The sequence below is a fragment of the Cytobacillus kochii genome, from assembly GCF_020171845.1.
GTDB lineage: Bacteria > Bacillota > Bacilli > Bacillales > Cytobacillaceae > Cytobacillus > Cytobacillus kochii.
In genome coordinates, this window is the sequence record NZ_JAIVAM010000009.1 from 212,989 (window position 1) to 228,845 (window position 15,857).

At 34.1% G+C, this 15,857-nt stretch carries 12 protein-coding genes; 7 read left to right on the plus strand and 5 right to left on the minus strand.

What is annotated here, in order from left to right; all coding sequences use genetic code 11:
- Positions 1–62: 62 nt before the first annotated feature.
- The 3 genes from LCM23_RS15830 (at position 63) to LCM23_RS15840 (ending at position 4,124) form a co-directional block, all read left to right on the plus strand.
- Positions 63–1,841, plus strand: coding sequence for a methyl-accepting chemotaxis protein (locus tag LCM23_RS15830; RefSeq protein ID WP_224937818.1), 1,779 nt, complete (start codon positions 63–65; stop codon positions 1,839–1,841).
- Between the two features lie 126 nt (positions 1,842–1,967).
- Positions 1,968–3,419, plus strand: a complete 1,452-nt coding sequence (locus LCM23_RS15835) for a PAS domain-containing sensor histidine kinase (RefSeq protein ID WP_224937819.1) — start codon at positions 1,968–1,970, stop codon at positions 3,417–3,419.
- 123 nt (positions 3,420–3,542) lie between these two features.
- The gene (locus LCM23_RS15840) at positions 3,543–4,124 is read left to right on the plus strand and encodes a DUF2087 domain-containing protein (protein ID WP_224937820.1); all 582 of its coding nucleotides are present in this window, start codon (positions 3,543–3,545) and stop codon (positions 4,122–4,124) included.
- Between the two features lie 154 nt (positions 4,125–4,278).
- On the opposite strand, the gene LCM23_RS15845 is transcribed toward LCM23_RS15840, so the two are convergent.
- A complete protein-coding gene (locus tag LCM23_RS15845; protein ID WP_224937821.1) occupies positions 4,279–5,070 on the minus strand; it encodes a carbon-nitrogen family hydrolase in 792 nt (263 codons plus the stop codon).
- 254 nt (positions 5,071–5,324) lie between these two features.
- On the opposite strand from LCM23_RS15845, the gene LCM23_RS15850 reads away from it, so the two are divergent.
- Positions 5,325–5,561: an aspartyl-phosphate phosphatase Spo0E family protein gene (locus LCM23_RS15850; RefSeq protein ID WP_224937822.1), complete on the plus strand. Its 237-nt coding sequence runs from the start codon at positions 5,325–5,327 to the stop codon at positions 5,559–5,561.
- 2 nt (positions 5,562–5,563) lie between these two features.
- On the opposite strand, the gene LCM23_RS15855 is transcribed toward LCM23_RS15850, so the two are convergent.
- The 3 genes from LCM23_RS15855 to LCM23_RS15865 all read right to left on the minus strand — a co-directional run bounded on the left by LCM23_RS15855 (position 5,564) and on the right by LCM23_RS15865 (position 9,559).
- Entirely contained in the window at positions 5,564–6,298 is a 735-nt protein-coding gene (locus LCM23_RS15855; RefSeq protein ID WP_224937823.1) for a ZIP family metal transporter, read from the minus strand.
- A 151-nt stretch (positions 6,299–6,449) separates the two neighbouring features.
- Positions 6,450–7,673, minus strand: a complete 1,224-nt coding sequence (locus LCM23_RS15860) for an MFS transporter (RefSeq protein WP_224937824.1) — start codon at positions 7,671–7,673, stop codon at positions 6,450–6,452.
- A 389-nt stretch (positions 7,674–8,062) separates the two neighbouring features.
- On the minus strand, positions 8,063–9,559 hold the full coding sequence (locus LCM23_RS15865) for an ATP-binding protein (protein WP_224937825.1): 1,497 nt from the start codon (positions 9,557–9,559) through the stop codon (positions 8,063–8,065).
- A gap of 141 nt (positions 9,560–9,700) precedes the next feature.
- Here LCM23_RS15865 and LCM23_RS15870 point away from each other — a divergent pair, with 141 nt between their 5' ends.
- Together LCM23_RS15870 and LCM23_RS15875 are read left to right on the plus strand one after the other, a co-directional pair.
- Complete coding sequence (locus LCM23_RS15870; protein WP_224937826.1) at positions 9,701–10,135, plus strand: MarR family winged helix-turn-helix transcriptional regulator; 435 nt, start codon at positions 9,701–9,703, stop codon at positions 10,133–10,135.
- 254 nt (positions 10,136–10,389) lie between these two features.
- Positions 10,390–12,084, plus strand: a complete 1,695-nt coding sequence (locus LCM23_RS15875) for a M3 family oligoendopeptidase (protein WP_224937827.1) — start codon at positions 10,390–10,392, stop codon at positions 12,082–12,084.
- 60 nt (positions 12,085–12,144) lie between these two features.
- Here LCM23_RS15875 and LCM23_RS15880 read toward each other — a convergent pair whose 3' ends face one another.
- The gene (locus LCM23_RS15880) at positions 12,145–14,289 is read right to left on the minus strand and encodes an ATP-dependent Clp protease ATP-binding subunit (protein WP_224937828.1); all 2,145 of its coding nucleotides are present in this window, start codon (positions 14,287–14,289) and stop codon (positions 12,145–12,147) included.
- Between the two features lie 185 nt (positions 14,290–14,474).
- Between LCM23_RS15880 and LCM23_RS15885 the strand changes: the two genes are divergently transcribed.
- Entirely contained in the window at positions 14,475–15,518 is a 1,044-nt protein-coding gene (locus LCM23_RS15885) for a YkvI family membrane protein (RefSeq protein WP_224937829.1), read from the plus strand.
- Positions 15,519–15,857: the final 339 nt, after the last annotated feature.

Below are 15,857 nucleotides of genomic sequence, written 5' to 3' on the forward strand. Positions count from 1 at the left end.
AATCTAGTCTAATAGAATCATTATTTTCGAAAGGGATACATTTTTTAAAAGGAGGAATTATATTGAAATTACTGAAAAAATGGCGTTTAAAACAAAGTAGCATCCCCTTTTTAAATGCGATATTATTACGGGTGTCGAAGTCAGATAAATGGAGAAAGTTAAAAATCGGTCAAAAGTATGGGGTAGCTTTGTGGCTTACTTTAGGCGTATTCACTCTATCAACGATCTTGTCTTTTATTATGCTTGTCTACAGTACCTTTAAACTTAATGAAGCAGAGAAGGCAAGTGAAAGAGCACTAGAAATCGCTGATATAGGCACAGATTTCTACTTAAAAGGCGGAACAATTGGGAATTATATTATTGATTCTAATCCAAAACATTTAAATACATATGAAGATTTAGAAACAGATATAAAGAATAAACAACAAGAAATACAAGCAATGATTCAATCAGAAACAGCACAAGAAATGTTTGTAAAAATCAATGAATATGATAAAGAAGTGAATCAATTATTTTATGATGAAATCGCACCAAATGTGAAGTTGCAACATGTACGCGAATACCGTTTAGGGAAGTTGCAGGTGGATAATTACATCGAGCAGACAATGAATACTTTAGATGAATTAACATCTATTATTAAGGAAGAGCAGGAATCCGCCATTAACCAAGCGAGTTGGATGATGATCGTTTCACTTGTTATCTTGGTACTGTCACTAGTACTATCAGCAATTTTCGGATTTTTTAGTCATAGAATCGTGAATAAACAATTAGCGTATCGTCTTACAATGGTTGTGACAGCTTCTAAGGAAATCACAAAAGGAAACTTAAAAGCTAATGATATTCATTCGAATAATCAAGATGAAATTACAGAAATCGCAGACGCTTTTAACCAAATGAAACACCAGTTGCGCCAAATGATTCAAGAAATGCTTACAGTTTCACAAAGTTTAAATGAGAGAAGTGTTCACCTTGGTACCGTTTCATCTGAAGTTGCAGCTGCTAGTCAAGAAATATCGGCGACAATGGAGGAACTATCGGGAGGAGCAGAAGAGCAAGCAAGTGCAAGTGCGGATTTATCAAAAATTATGGAAGATTACTTATTTAAAGTGGAAAATGCAGAAACGAAAAGTGTTTCTATGCGTGAAGCAGCCTCAAATGTGAAGGATATGACATTAGCAGGAAATGAATTGATGGAAAATTCTAAAGAGCAAATGAATAGAATAGATGAAATTATTAATGATTCGATGCATCGAGTGAAAGGGTTAGATCAAGAAACGAAACAAGTAAATAAGTTAATATCTGTGATACATGAGATCGCTAACCAAACGAATTTATTAGCATTAAATGCGGCAATTGAAGCTGCGAGAGCAGGAGAGCATGGCAAGGGCTTTGCTGTTGTTGCGGAGGAAGTAAGAAAACTTGCTGAAAAAGTCTCCTATTCAATAAGTGATATCACTTCAATCGTCAATAAAATTCAGTCAGAGTCTGTTGGAGTCGTGGAATCGTTACAAGCTGGCTATGAGCAAGTAGAGATCGGTAGTAATAAAATCCATCAAACAGCCAATACCTTCAACAGTATAGCAACTGCCATTACTGGTATCCATGGAGATATCGAACATATTTCGTCAAGTATGGTAGAAATGCTAGATAATTCGGTTGGGATGAGCGAATCTATAGAAAATATCGCTGCTGTTTCTCAACAATCAGCAGCTGCAGTAGAAGAGACGAGTAACTCTGTTACACATACAAATGATTCAATGGAAAACATCCAGCTATATGTACAAAAGTTAGCTGAAATGGCTCATACATTAAGTAAACTTATAGAAAAATTTAAATTATAATGGGGAAAACAAGTATGCTGCTAGTTTAAGCGGATACTTGTTTTTTTATTATGAATAAAAAGGATTATGGCGATTTTTGTAGAATAACCTCGTGGTAGAATAATTTGTTTTAGGGGGTAAGGTAGTTTGCCAACATCGAATAGTTCTTTTGAAAGACAAAAGTTGTTAGAAAAGCTCTCAAATGATGAAGGAATCTATTCAGAGCTCTTTATGGAAGCCATAGATGGAATCATCCTATGGGAGGATGGTGGTCATATTGTACATGCGAATAAATCAGCGTGTCGAATATTTGAGACTTCATATAATGAAATTACAAAATGTAAGATTGAAGATTTTGTTGTCGATAAAGATAAAAAGTACAAGGAAATCCTAAATGTATTATATAAAAGAGGGGCAATACGAGATGAAATTCTATTCTTTATGCCAAACGGACAATCTAAGATTTTAGAATTTACAATGAAATTACAATCTTATACTGGTTTTCATATGGGTATTTTTCGTAATGTGAGTGAGCGAAACCAAATGGAACAAGAGTTAAGAAAGAGTGAATTGAAGTTTAGAAGAGTATTCGAAGGTACACTTGAAGGTATCATTTTATGGGATAACGAGGGAGTGGTACAAGACGTTAATCCTTCTGGGGAAAAAATTTTAGGGGCTAGTCGTGAAGAATTAATCGGAAAGTCGTTAAAACATATGATAGCTAGATTTTCTGGGAATTTAGATGAAATGAGAGAGATCATCACACAAATAACAATGAACGGTTCTTATGAAGGAAGGATACAACTACAAGGAAAGGGAAATGAGAATAAATTATTCGAGTATTTAGTCAACTATAATTTGTACTCAGAGTTTACAATTTCTACATTTAAGGATATAACGGATAAAGTCGAAATGGAAGAAAGATTAAGAAAGTCCGATACACTGAACGTATTAGGACAACTTGCTGCGGGTATTGCTCATGAGGTGCGCAATCCAATGACTGCAGTAAAAGGATTTATACAATTGCTTGAGAACTCATTAAATAAAGAATCTGATCATGATATGTATTTTAATATTATTTCAACGGAACTCGCAAGAATCGATTCTATTATTAATGAATTTCTTTTTTTAGCAAAGCCACAGGCCGTGAGATATATGGAGAATGACATAATTAACATTATGCGCGAAACGGTTAAGTTATTAAATGCTCAGGCCCTACTGAATAATATCCAATTCCGTACTTATTATGAATATGGTTTACCAAAAATGATGTGCGAAGGAAACCAACTAAAAAAAGTTTTTATAAATATTATAAAGAATGCAATTGAAGTCATGCCGGATGGTGGATATATCACAATTACCATTAAACGTCTTGATGATCAAACTGTAAGAATTTCTATTCAGGATGAGGGTGGAGGAATACCACAGGATAAGTTAGAAAAGCTAGGACAGCCATTTTATACTACAAAAGAAAGGGGAAATGGTCTTGGATTAATGGTTTCATATAAAATTGTTGATGAACATAATGGGGCAGTTCAAGTGGAAAGTAGTGAGGGAGTTGGTACAACTTTTCATATTATTCTTCCTATGAGTAATTAATTTTTTTTTTAAAATATAAGTAGGGAGAATGTAATTTATGTATTAAAATTAGATGTATATCTAATTAGATATATGTTAAAATTGATTTATTCATACTGTTGTTAAGAAAAGGAGTGAAGGATTATGCAATTAAACCGCATTGTTGCTTTTCATAAAACCATGGGCGATCCAACGAGAATAAGAATTGTTTATTTGTTATCAAAAGGGCCATTGCACGGACAAGCCATAGCAGGAAAGTTAGGTTTAACACCACCAACGATTACTCACCACCTTCATAAATTAAGAGATATTAATTTAGTTTATACAAGAAGAGAAAAAAATACGGTCTATTATTATTTAAACGAAAAGATTATTCTTCATCAAGCTGTTACATTAGAGAAAATTATTAGTCAAAAGGAGGAGTTAGAAGAAATGGAGCAAGACAACGCATATAGAAAGAAAGTACTAGACGCTTTTATTCAAACTGATGGAAAATTAAAATCTATTCCTGCTCAAAGAAAGAAAAAGCTTATCATTTTTGAACATATGGTAAAAGGGTTGAAAAAAGGTGTGAAATATGAAGAGAAAGAGATAAATGAATATATTAAAAATTTTCATGATGACTTTGCCACAATTAGAAGAGAGTTTATTACGAATCAATATATGTATCGTGAGAATGGGATCTATGAAGTAAATCCTCCAGAAATGTGGGCGAAAATAGAATAATAGTAGTTGGCCTACTGTAGACGGCAAAATCCACTGCTGTGAGTGCTGGTTGGCCATTCATTATAAAGAAGCTGCGAATCTAATTTGGCTCTAAATAGACGAGCAAATGCTGACAGATATATAACAGTATTTGCTCGTATTTGATTTTAGCTAATCATGTATAAAATTCAGGTTTGCGATCATCGAAAACAGGGATGGTTTTCCTGACACGATCAACCTCCGAAAGATCAATCGTTGCTGTGACAATTTCCTCTTCTTCGGTACCACTTTTGAGAACTTCCCCCCAAGGATCAATGATCATCGAATGTCCAGCGAATCTATTATTAGGATCCTGCCCTACACGGTTACAAGCAATCACATAACATTGGTTTTCAATCGCTCTTGCCCTTAATAATGTTTGCCAATGATCGACTCTTGGTTTTGGCCATTCTGCCACAACAAAAATAGCTTTGGTCCCGTTTAATGTATGTGCTCGAAACCATTCCGGAAAACGAATATCGTAACAAATCATACCGGCTACTTTCTCACCATTAATGTTAAAGCTGCCTTTTTCTTCTCCGGCAGATAAAAATTTATGTTCATCCATTAATTTAAATAAGTGCATTTTATGATATTCTTGTAGCAATTCACCATTTTTATCAATTGAAATCATCGTATTAAAGTATTCCTCATCACGCTTAGTGGCAACTGATCCGCCTACGATATGGACTTGATATTGTTTCGCTAAGTTTGTTAAGAAGGCAATTGTTTTTTCACCTTTAACATCAGCAGTGGATGACAAATTATCTAGATCATATCCAGTTGTCCACATTTCGGGTAGTACAATAATATCTGGATATGGTTGAACTTCACAAGCTTCCTTTACCTTTATTTCTACATGCTTATAGTTTTCTTCAGGATGGCCAAATTGTATATCCATTTGTATACAGGCAATATGTAATTTCATGGTTAAAACTCCCTTATTTCAATCTTATTTATACTTTAAATATATACGATTTTTAAAAAGTTTACTACTGCTAATGATCTTAAATGTTTTGTCGAAAAGTAATGCAAACTATTCTTGGGAAGTGTCGAATCATGTTGATATAAAAAAAGATTGTCTTATTTTGCGAATCTATTTACTTTTATAAAAATTCTTGTAATAATTTCTCAAGTAGGCAAAAAATAATCGAAAGCAGGACAATTTTAGGAGGAGAAAAGTTGAAGTTAAATCAAAGGGAATTATTGGACAAGATTCAAATGAAAAGAGAAATTATGATGAAATGTGCGTGGAAAGCAGGTATTAATGACAAATTAACTATCCAGCATAGTCAGGAACTAGACATGCTTATATATGAATATCAGAAAGCAAAAATAAACTTCGAGCCCCGTAGGACCCGAGAATTTAAATTAAATATTAAACAATACCATGTAAATATAAAAACCAAAGCTGTATGAAATTAAAAAAGTTCAATTAATAAGATCATGAAAAGTAAACCAATGATAAAAGAATAGGTAGATGTTCTTTCATGACCATCTCCATGGCTCTCTGGGATTAATTCCTTATAAATAATAAATAGCATGGCTCCTGCGGCAAATGAAAGCCCATAAGGGACAAGTGAAGCAACATAAGAGGTTAAATAAAATCCTAATAAGCCTGTGAAAATTTCAATTGTTCCTGTTAACGTGGCAACGATAAATGCTTTGAATCTACTGATTTTTTGGTTGACCAAAAATAAAGCAACTAAGAATCCTTCAGGTGCATTTTGCAAACCAATGGCAAATGCAATTAAATTACCAGTGTCTCCTCCGTTTTCGGACGCATAACTAACACCAACAGAAAGTCCTTCCGGAATGTTATGAAGTGTAATAGCAGCAACAATTAACATCGCTTTTTCATCAAATTCAATCCCTTTTTTGTTATGAGCGATGTCAATATGTGGAATGTTTTTTTCTAGCAATGTTAAAGTTAAAACCCCTAGAAAAATTCCTACGACTAATGGTAAAAACCCTCCTGCATTTAATGCCTCTGGAATAAGACTCATTGTTGAAGCAGCCATCATAATACCTGCAGTAAATGCGAGTAATATATCACGCCATTTATGTGTCATTGATTGGCCAATAAACAAAATAATCAATGCACCAAGTCCTGTAGACATAGCTGAAAGGATTGTTCCATATAGCACTTCTGTCATTTTATAACTCACCTCTTTAGAATCATCCCTGATTTTTATCAATAAGATGCAGATAGTCATTTAGCCTAGTATATGCATAATCAAGGAAAGAGGTCATATAAAAAATGTGACCTCTTCTTTAATGTCAATTATGAATAGTAACATCCATTAATCATTCATTCCATTCAGCAATTTTTTGATCTGATGGTAACAAAAGAGTGAGGAACCCGATTAAAGGAAGTAACCCAGTGAACATCATCGTCTGGTTTATACCAACCCAGTCACTTAAATAACCTAATGCAATCGATCCAATTGCACCCATTCCAAATGCAAATCCAACTGTTAAGCCAGACATCATACCGATTTTACCAGGTACTAATTCTTGTGCATAGACAACTGTTACAGAAAAGCTAAGCATCAGTATAAAACCTGTAAGTGCCAAAAAAACAAACGCAACACTAGCTGGTACAAATGGAATGAGGATGGAAAATGGACAAGAAAGCGCCAATGATAAAAATATAACTGTCTTACGACCAAATTTATCTGCTAAAGGTCCTCCGAAGAAGGTACCAATAGCACCAGCTAATAAAAATACAAATAGCATTGTTTGTGCGCCGCTGATAGAGAAAGCATAATTCTCAATTGCATAAAAGGCATAAAAGTTTGTCATCCCTGAAACATACCAAGATCGGGCAAAAATAAGAATGAGCACAATAGCTAATGCTATTTTTACTGATTTGGTAAGTGGTTTATGTGCAGCTACCTTTTTCTTTGCCTTTTTATTAGCTGCTTGCAATCTTAGATTTTTAGCATACCAAATGGCAATATAGGCGAGAAAACAAACGGCTAAAAAAGCGGCAATAGTAAACCATAAAGCGCCTTTTTGCCCAAAAGGAACGAGTACCATGGCCGTAATTAATGGGGCTAGCGATTGACCGCTATTTCCACCAACTTGATAAATGGATTGAGCTAATCCTCTTCTTGGTCCAGCGGCCATGTATGCAACTCTTGAGCCCTCAGGATGAAAAATAGCAGATCCTAATCCTATAAATATGACGGAAATGATAATCCATTCATACTTAGGCGCAAAAGCCAATCCAATGATACCGAATAAAGTAATGGTTAAACCAATTGGTAAGGCAAAAGGCATTGGTTTTTTGTCTGTCATGTTGCCAATAACAGGTTGAAGAACAGACGAAACAATATTTAATGCAAAAGCAATCATCCCTAACTGGGTGAAACTTAGTCCCATTGATCTTTCTAAAATAGGAAACATTGCGGGGATGATTGCCTGAATGGCGTCATTTAACAAATGACAAAGCCCAATGATAAATAAAATACGATAGCTAGTATTTCCTTGTTTAGGAAGGGCTTTAAGAGAAATAGCTTGGCTCATAGGGAAGGACTCCTTTTATGTAAGAATAATTCAATATACGAAATAATTATTGAAGTTAAATGAACAAAAATCAAGTCTTTCTTTTAAAAAATTGAAATATTCAAAAAGACATCCTTTTCAGTTACCACTTGTTCTTCAATCCTCAAACATTAGTTGTAATTGGATTTCAACGATTCTTCATCCTTTTTTTATTTCTTATTGCTCGAAAGACTATGTATATTAGAACTTAGTCCGATTCTATGCCATTTAGGTAACATATAGAAAAAATAGTAGTAAATGAAAAAAATGAAGGTCGATTCCTTTGTTATTAGCCTTTCCAGCAGAAGGAAACATATCCATCTTATAAGGGAAGCAAATCTTTTATAAGGCTTCCCCTATGATTGATATGTTTAAGCATCAAATGAATGAGAATCTAGCGGTAAAATGATTGTCACAACTGTACCGTTAGAAGCACTACTTTCGATTGTGATTTCTCCCTTATTTGCTTCGACAATCCTTTTGCATACAACAAGTCCAAGGCCTGTACCATAATCTTTAGAAGTATAAAATGGTTCAAAGATTCTGTCCATCTCTTTCTTTGGTATACCTACTCCAGTATCCTTAATGGTGAGATAACAATGATGAGCGCTTGTTGTGAGAAATATTGACAAATATCCATTACTACTCATTGACTCAAGAGCATTTTTAGCGATATTTAAAAACACTTGCTTCATTTGATCTTTGTTGCAATATATTCCTACGGGTTCTTCTGGTAAAGAATCTTCATAGTGAATATTGGCTAAGTTGGCTTCAGATTTAATAAGTGGTTCAAGTTCACGTATAATATCTTGTACATAAATATGTTCTTTCTTTTCAATTGTCGGCTTCCCAAGAATTAGAAACTCACTGACGATTTCATTGATACGACTGATTTCATTATTTATAATAGAGAAATAATACTGATCTTCTTCTTGTTTATGTTTCTCTGATAATAATTGAATCAATCCTTTCACACCAGTAAGTGGATTCCTGATTTCATGGGCTGTACTTGCAGCTAAATTTCCGACTAGCTCTAGTTTCTGTATTTCATTTTCTTTCTCAGCGTTTTTGGCATGTTTTTTTAACATGAAATATTTTATAAAGAAAAAGAAAATATGAAGCAAAATAAAAAGGGGAAAGAAGAAGATTGCAGTACGCTTAAGTAAATTACCGTTAGCGACATCTGAAACACTCACTTCAATATTCCAAGGCAGACGATCAATTGGTAAAGTATAAACTTGATCATTCTTACCTATACCACCATTCATATTCATTATTTGCTTTCCACTAGAGTTCGTAATGGAGATGGAAGCATCAGGAGTAAGCATTTTCATAATATTTTGCATGTAATCTACTCTTAAATGCGCACCTACTATTCTTTCTAGTTGGAAATTAACATCAAGAATAGGGTTTGCAATCCCGATGACTTGTTGTTCAGGTGTTAATGTTTCCACTTCTTCAGATATAATTAAATCATTCGTGCGCATAATTTCTTGAATATATGGATCATTATTAAAGTCATGATCCTTTAATAATTCTGATGTTCCTGTTTCCAAAGTACCTGTTGCGTCCAGTAGAAACATGCTGCCATATCTCATGTCAGTTAATTGTGTGCTTCTTACTACTTCTCGAACAGCTTCCATATCATCTTGAGCGTCAATTGATAATGCTAAAATATCTAATGTGGTAACTGTTTCAGAGATGAATTGATTCCAGTTTTTTTGATGAATGGTTGCAATCCACTTTGCGTCATTTAATCTTTCTGTTTCTTCACGGTCTGTTACATAATGATAAATAGTAAGCATTCCTAAAATAGACGGCATAATAACTATAATTACATATAGGAAATAATTATTCTTTCTTTTCATTTTCTTTTTCTTCTCCATAAAAATCGGATCCATGAGTATTTTTTAGTAAAAATATAGAAATTGACAGTAGGCTGTTCGTTACTTATAATTAGTTTGAATTCAATAATCTCTATTTTAAATTATTTTAGGAGGATTGGAGACATGACAGAATCTAGCCAATCACTCAAACTATATATTGTGCTTTCAAGAGCGAATAGAGCGATTAATGAAATTGTTAATCGTAAAATTCAAACCTATGGATTAAATCCAACTGAATTTGCTGTACTAGAATTACTATATCATAAAGGTAATCAACCTTTACAGCAAATAGGTGGTAAAATTTTGCTTGCTAGTGGAAGTATTACGTATGTAGTTGACAAATTAGAAAGTAAAGGGTATTTGCGAAGAGTTGCATGCCCGAATGATCGAAGAGTGACTTATGCTGAAATATCAGAAGATGGTAAGGCGTTTATTGAAAACGTATTTCCAGGCCATGAAGAGTACATTCATGAATTAATGAGTGAATTAGATGCAGAAGAAAAAGAGACAGCTATAGAATTAATAAAAAAACTCGGGTTATCTATTAGTAATCGATAAAAACGGTTCATACAGAATCGTTTTTTTCTTTTATTGTAGAATGGTGAACTATAGTGAAGTATTTCTATGTTAAAAGTTAATTGAAAACTTCTAATTAAATTTAATCATTATTAGTTCCTACTTAAGTCCTGAGCATTATTTAATGATAAATATGCAGGATTTTATAATCTATTATAGAAAGAGTTAACTTAATTAAATTTTTTTCTTCATGAAATACATACAAATTAGCGATTATTACTTGGAGGTGTAGGGGGATGAAATTTCCTGATTATGAATACAAAAGGCCACAAATGGACAAAGCAAAAGTTCAGTTTGATGCTGCACTACTGGCATTTAAACAAGCAAAAACAGCCGAGGAACAAATAGAAGCGATGAAGAAGATTAATCGTATACGAAATAAATTGTATACGATGTTAAATTTAGTTATGATTAGGCACTCGATTGATACGAATGATGAATTTTATCAACAAGAACAAGATTATACAGATGAAATAGGCCCAGAGATTGAAGGACTTAGTACACAATTTTATGAAGCACTAGTGCAATCTAAGTTTCGCGAAGAGCTCGAAAACAAATGGGGCAAACAGCTATTTGCTTTAGCAGATAGTGAATTGAAAACTTTCAAGCCGGTAATTGTACCATTATTGCAAAAGGAAAATAAACTGACAAGTGATTATAATAAGTTAATCGCTTCCGCAAAAATAAATTTTGATGGCAAAGAATTAACATTAGCACAGCTAGATCCATACATAGAATCGAAAGACCGCCAACTAAGAAAAGAAGCGAGTGCGGCTAAATTCCGATTTTTGGAAGATAACGAACATAAACTAGACCAGATCTATGATGACTTAGTTAAAATAAGAACTGAGATTGCACATCAATTAGGGTATGAAAACTTTGTTGAACTAGGGTATTATCGAATGCTTAGAATTGGATATGATGCCAAGATGGTTGCAAAGTTTAGAAAACAAGTGGAAGAGTTTATTGTCCCGATGGTCGCTAAATTAAAAGAAAGACAGCGCCTAAGAATCGACGTGGATTCCTTAAAGTACTATGATGAACCGTTTAATTTTCTTTCTGGAAATGCAATCCCTAAAGGCTCCCCCGATTGGATTATTAATAAAGGACAAACGATGTATCAAGAACTTTCACCAGAAACAGGCGAATTTTTTGATTTCATGATTGATAATGAATTAATGGACTTACTCGCGAAGAAGGGGAAAGAAAGTGGAGGCTATTGTACGTTTATTGAGGATTATCAAGCACCATTTATCTTTTCTAATTTTAATGGGACATCAGGGGATATTGATGTTTTAACACATGAAGCAGGTCACGCTTTTCAAGTTTACGCAAGCAAAGGTTTTGAGATTCCTGAATATATATGGCCAACACATGAAGCGGCAGAGATACATTCAATGAGTATGGAGTTTTTCACTTGGCCATGGATGGATACGTTTTTTAAAGAAGATGGAGACAAATATCGCTTTGCCCATTTAAGCAGTGCCCTAATTTTCTTGCCTTATGGCGTAGCTGTTGATGAATTTCAGCATTGGGTTTATGAAAACTATCAAGCTACTCCAGCGGAAAGAAAAGCAGCATGGAGAAAGATTGAGAAAAAGTATATGCCTTATAAAGATTATGAAGACAACGACTATCTAGAAAGAGGCGGTTATTGGCAAAGACAGGGCCATATTTATAGCTCGCCATTTTATTATATAGATTACACGTTAGCGCAAATTTGTGCCTTTCAATTTTGGCAAAAATCACAAGAGAATCATGAAGAAGCTTGGAATGATTATCTTCATTTATGTAAACTTGGCGGTAGCCAATCATTTACAGGATTAGTATCTGAAGCAAATCTGATTTCTCCTTTTGAAGATGGTTGTGTAGAATCCGTTGTTGGATCAATTGAGAAGTGGCTAAATCAAGTCGATGATAAAAAACTTTAAAGAATGAGTGGAAAAAGGAGAGGCAAAACCTCTCCTTTTTTGATGAAATTATCTTCTTTTTTATCGAATGACAATATTATCTTCTACTAAAACTGCGGTTAATTCGCTTTGTTCTTCCTCATCAATAATTTTGTCTGCAATCTTATCTTCTAATTGTTCCTGAATGACCCTTCTGAGAGGGCGGGCACCGAATGCAGGGTGATAACCTAATTGTGCCAATTTTGCTTTTACCTCATCTGTCACACTTAGGTGTATATTAGATTGTGCTAAGATTAAATTCAATTCTTCTAATAGTAAATCAGTGATAATAAGAAGATGCTCTTTGGTTAATGATTTAAATTCAACAATATTGTCAACCCTGTTTAGAAATTCAGGTTTAAAGAATTGTCCTAATGAGTCGAGTATACTTGCTTCATTCCAAGCGTTATTATCCGTTGCAAAGCCGACTTGGACTTCTTTTGTTTGAACACCGGCGTTACTTGTCATAATAATAACGGTTTCGTTAAAGTATACAGTCCTACCTTGACTATCTGTTAAGCGACCATCTTCAAGTATTTGTAGAAAAAGGTGCTGCACATCGGGATGTGCTTTCTCAATCTCATCTAATAGGATAATGCTATACGGATTTCTACGTACTTTCTCTGTTAATTGTCCTGCTTCTTCATGGCCAACATAACCTGGAGGAGAACCAATAATTTTCGCTACACTATGTTTTTCCATATATTCACTCATATCAAGTCTTATCATAGATTCTTTTGTACCGAATAATTCTTCAGATAATGTTTTCGTTAATTCTGTTTTACCAACACCTGTTGGTCCAACAAATAAAAACGATCCGATAGGTCGATGTTTAGATTTAAGACCTGCACGACTTCTTCTAATAGCTTTTGCTACTTTTTCGACTGCTACTTCTTGGCCAATAACTTTATGGTTTAGATTTTCTTGTAAATGTTTCATCTTAGATTGTTCATCTGTCATTAATTTTCCGATTGGTATACCGGTTTTATCTTCAATGATTTTTTGGATATGTTCGACTTCTACTTTCGCTCTTTCTCTTTTGTTTGAACCAAGAGCCTTCTCCAATTCTGTTTCTTTATCTCTTAATTGAGCTGCTTCTTCATACCTTTCTTCTTTAAGCAACTGTTCTTTTTGCTTTGCTATTTCTTTTAAACGCAATTCAATATCCTCATCAGAAGAAACACCTAATGTTAGGTTTAATTTTGAGCCAGCTTCATCCATAAGGTCAATTGCTTTATCGGGTAAGAAGCGGTCTTGAATATATCTTGACGATAGTTCTACGCAAGCTGTGATGGCTTCGTCTGTATAAATAACATCATGGAAGGTTTCATAACTGTCTTTTAATCCTTCGAGGATATGTCTAGCTTCCTCTAAACTTGGTTCTTTGACGTGAACTGGTTGGAATCGTCTTTCTAATGCTGCATCTTTTTCTATTTTTCTATATTCAGAAAGAGTAGTTGCCCCAATTAATTGCATCTCACCGCGTGCTAGTGCAGGTTTTAAAATATTGCTAGCATCCATCGATCCTTCAGCTGAACCCGCACCAACTAATAAATGGATTTCATCAATAAAAAGGATTATGTTTTTTCGTGTTTGTACTTCATTTATTAGTTGTTTCATTCTTTCTTCAAATTGACCTCTAATACCTGTATTCGAAACAAGAGAGGCCACATCTAACAAATAAACTTCTTTATTGAGTAATTTCTTTGGTACATCACTATTAGCTATTTTTAGTGCAAATCCCTCAGCGATAGCTGTTTTTCCAACACCGGGTTCACCGATTAATACCGGATTGTTTTTACTTCGTCTATTTAGTATTTCAATTACCCGTGCTATTTCTTTATCTCGACCAATCACGGGATCAATGAGCCCCGCTCTAGCCATTTGCGTTAAGTTTTTAGCGAATTGATCAATGAATCCACCACTACCATTTTGTTTTCTTTGAGATGGTTCATTCGGTTGTTGTTGACTTTGATGATGAGCATCTTGCCCATTTGTCAATTGTTTAAAAAGATCATCGAATGGTATAAAACCTGAGAAACCATTCATCGTTGGACCAAAGGCAGGAAGAGATTGTTTTTCTTTCTCGTAACAGCTTTGACAAAGACGAATGGTTGTCTCCTTACCGTTAATCGCATATCTCATATTGACATTCGCTTCATTTTGTTTGCATGCTTGACATTTCATTAAAGTTTCCTCCTTTTGACTTTGACTAACTTTGACCTTATGGATACAGTATACTTTGACCTTATTTGACTTTCAAGTATTTTGATTAAGTTTTTTATTTAAATTAGAAAAAAGGTATTCAGTAAGAAAAAGCTCGTCTTTGTTTGTCCTTCTTTACATATATTGTGGAGAAGGAGGAGATCGACTTGACGAAAATTAATTGGGGAGCTTCCTTTCAAATCGCAGCAGTCTATGTAGGGACTGTTGTTGGCGCAGGGTTTGCAACTGGCAGGGAAATCGTCGAATTCTTTTCGAGATTTGGTTTTATTGGTTTAATTGGGATTTTAATGAGTGGATATATATTTGTGTTTTTAGGATCAAAACTAATGATCATTGCTGCAAAAATAAATGCAAAATCTTTTCAAGAGTTAAATACACATTTGTTTGGAAAGCATTTTGGTTTAATTATCAATGGATTAATGCTCATCATGTTATTAGGTGTCTGTGCTGTTATGCTTTCAGGTGCAGGTGCTGTGTTTGAAGAACAACTAGGATTATCTAAATCAATTGGTGTGGTATTTACAATTGCTTTATCAATTATAACAATGCTTGTAGGTATAAAAGGATTATTTGCTGTAAACGTGGTTGTCGTTCCTATGATGATCAGTTTTAGTTTTATCTTATTGTTTTTCTCTATTCAACAGCCGTTCTTTTTAGAAAATATCTTATATATTCCTTTTGCTGAGGATGGTTGGAAATCAGTTGTATCTCCATTTACGTATGCCGCATTCAATTTAATGTTAGCGCAAGCTGTGTTAGTTCCAGTTGCTTCGGATATTAAAGATATACATACGATTAAATGGGGAGGATATTTTGGTGGGATTGCACTGACAATGATTTTAGTTTCTAGTCATTTGTCATTGGTGAATATTCCTAATTTAGAAAGTTATGAAATTCCTATGGCTGCTATTATGAAGTCACTTGCGTCCTCAATATATTGGATATTCGTATTTGTTATTTATGGTGAAATCTTTACTTCAGTGATTGGAAACGTTTTTGGAGTGGAAAGGCAAATTCGGCAATATTTTAATATTCCTACGGTTGTAACAGTGATTGGGATTTTTACCGTCTGCTATTTCGGTTCATTCATTGAGTATGGAGAACTGCTTTCCTATTTATATCCTTTATTTGGTTATATTAGTTTAACATTTATTATCTTATTATGGATGAAAAAAGAGACTGACAGCTAGGACTAACGGGTTCGGTTATTGGGGAGAAAACAATAAATAACTGCCTAATTGGGGACACAATTCACATATGAATGGGTGTCTCCATTTTTGTTGTTATATCAATATTTTGATGGTTCTAACATACTAAATAGCAGATTAATTCACATATAAATTGGAAACACCACATAAATTTATGCGGTGTTGCTAAATGCTGTGCTAAAACTGTTGCGAATTGGATATAAGGAACATCCAATCACAAATCAATAAAACGCAATCCAGACCCAACAAGTGTAACAGGTGATGCAGTATTGGGCTGTTACACTTCTACTCTTTCCAATTGGTCTATTGCACAAGAATTAC

Coding starts and splice junctions, on each gene's coding strand:
- LCM23_RS15840 (WP_224937820.1), top strand. CDS start 3,543: ATGCAATTAAACCGCATTGTTGCTTTTCATAAAACCATGGGCGATCCA.
- LCM23_RS15845 (WP_224937821.1), bottom strand. CDS start 5,070: ATGAAATTACATATTGCCTGTATACAAATGGATATACAATTTGGCCAT.
- LCM23_RS15855 (WP_224937823.1), bottom strand. CDS start 6,298: ATGACAGAAGTGCTATATGGAACAATCCTTTCAGCTATGTCTACAGGA.
- LCM23_RS15860 (WP_224937824.1), bottom strand. CDS start 7,673: ATGAGCCAAGCTATTTCTCTTAAAGCCCTTCCTAAACAAGGAAATACT.
- LCM23_RS15865 (WP_224937825.1), bottom strand. CDS start 9,559: ATGAAAAGAAAGAATAATTATTTCCTATATGTAATTATAGTTATTATG.
- LCM23_RS15870 (WP_224937826.1), top strand. CDS start 9,701: ATGACAGAATCTAGCCAATCACTCAAACTATATATTGTGCTTTCAAGA.
- LCM23_RS15875 (WP_224937827.1), top strand. CDS start 10,390: ATGAAATTTCCTGATTATGAATACAAAAGGCCACAAATGGACAAAGCA.
- LCM23_RS15880 (WP_224937828.1), bottom strand. CDS start 14,289: ATGAAATGTCAAGCATGCAAACAAAATGAAGCGAATGTCAATATGAGA.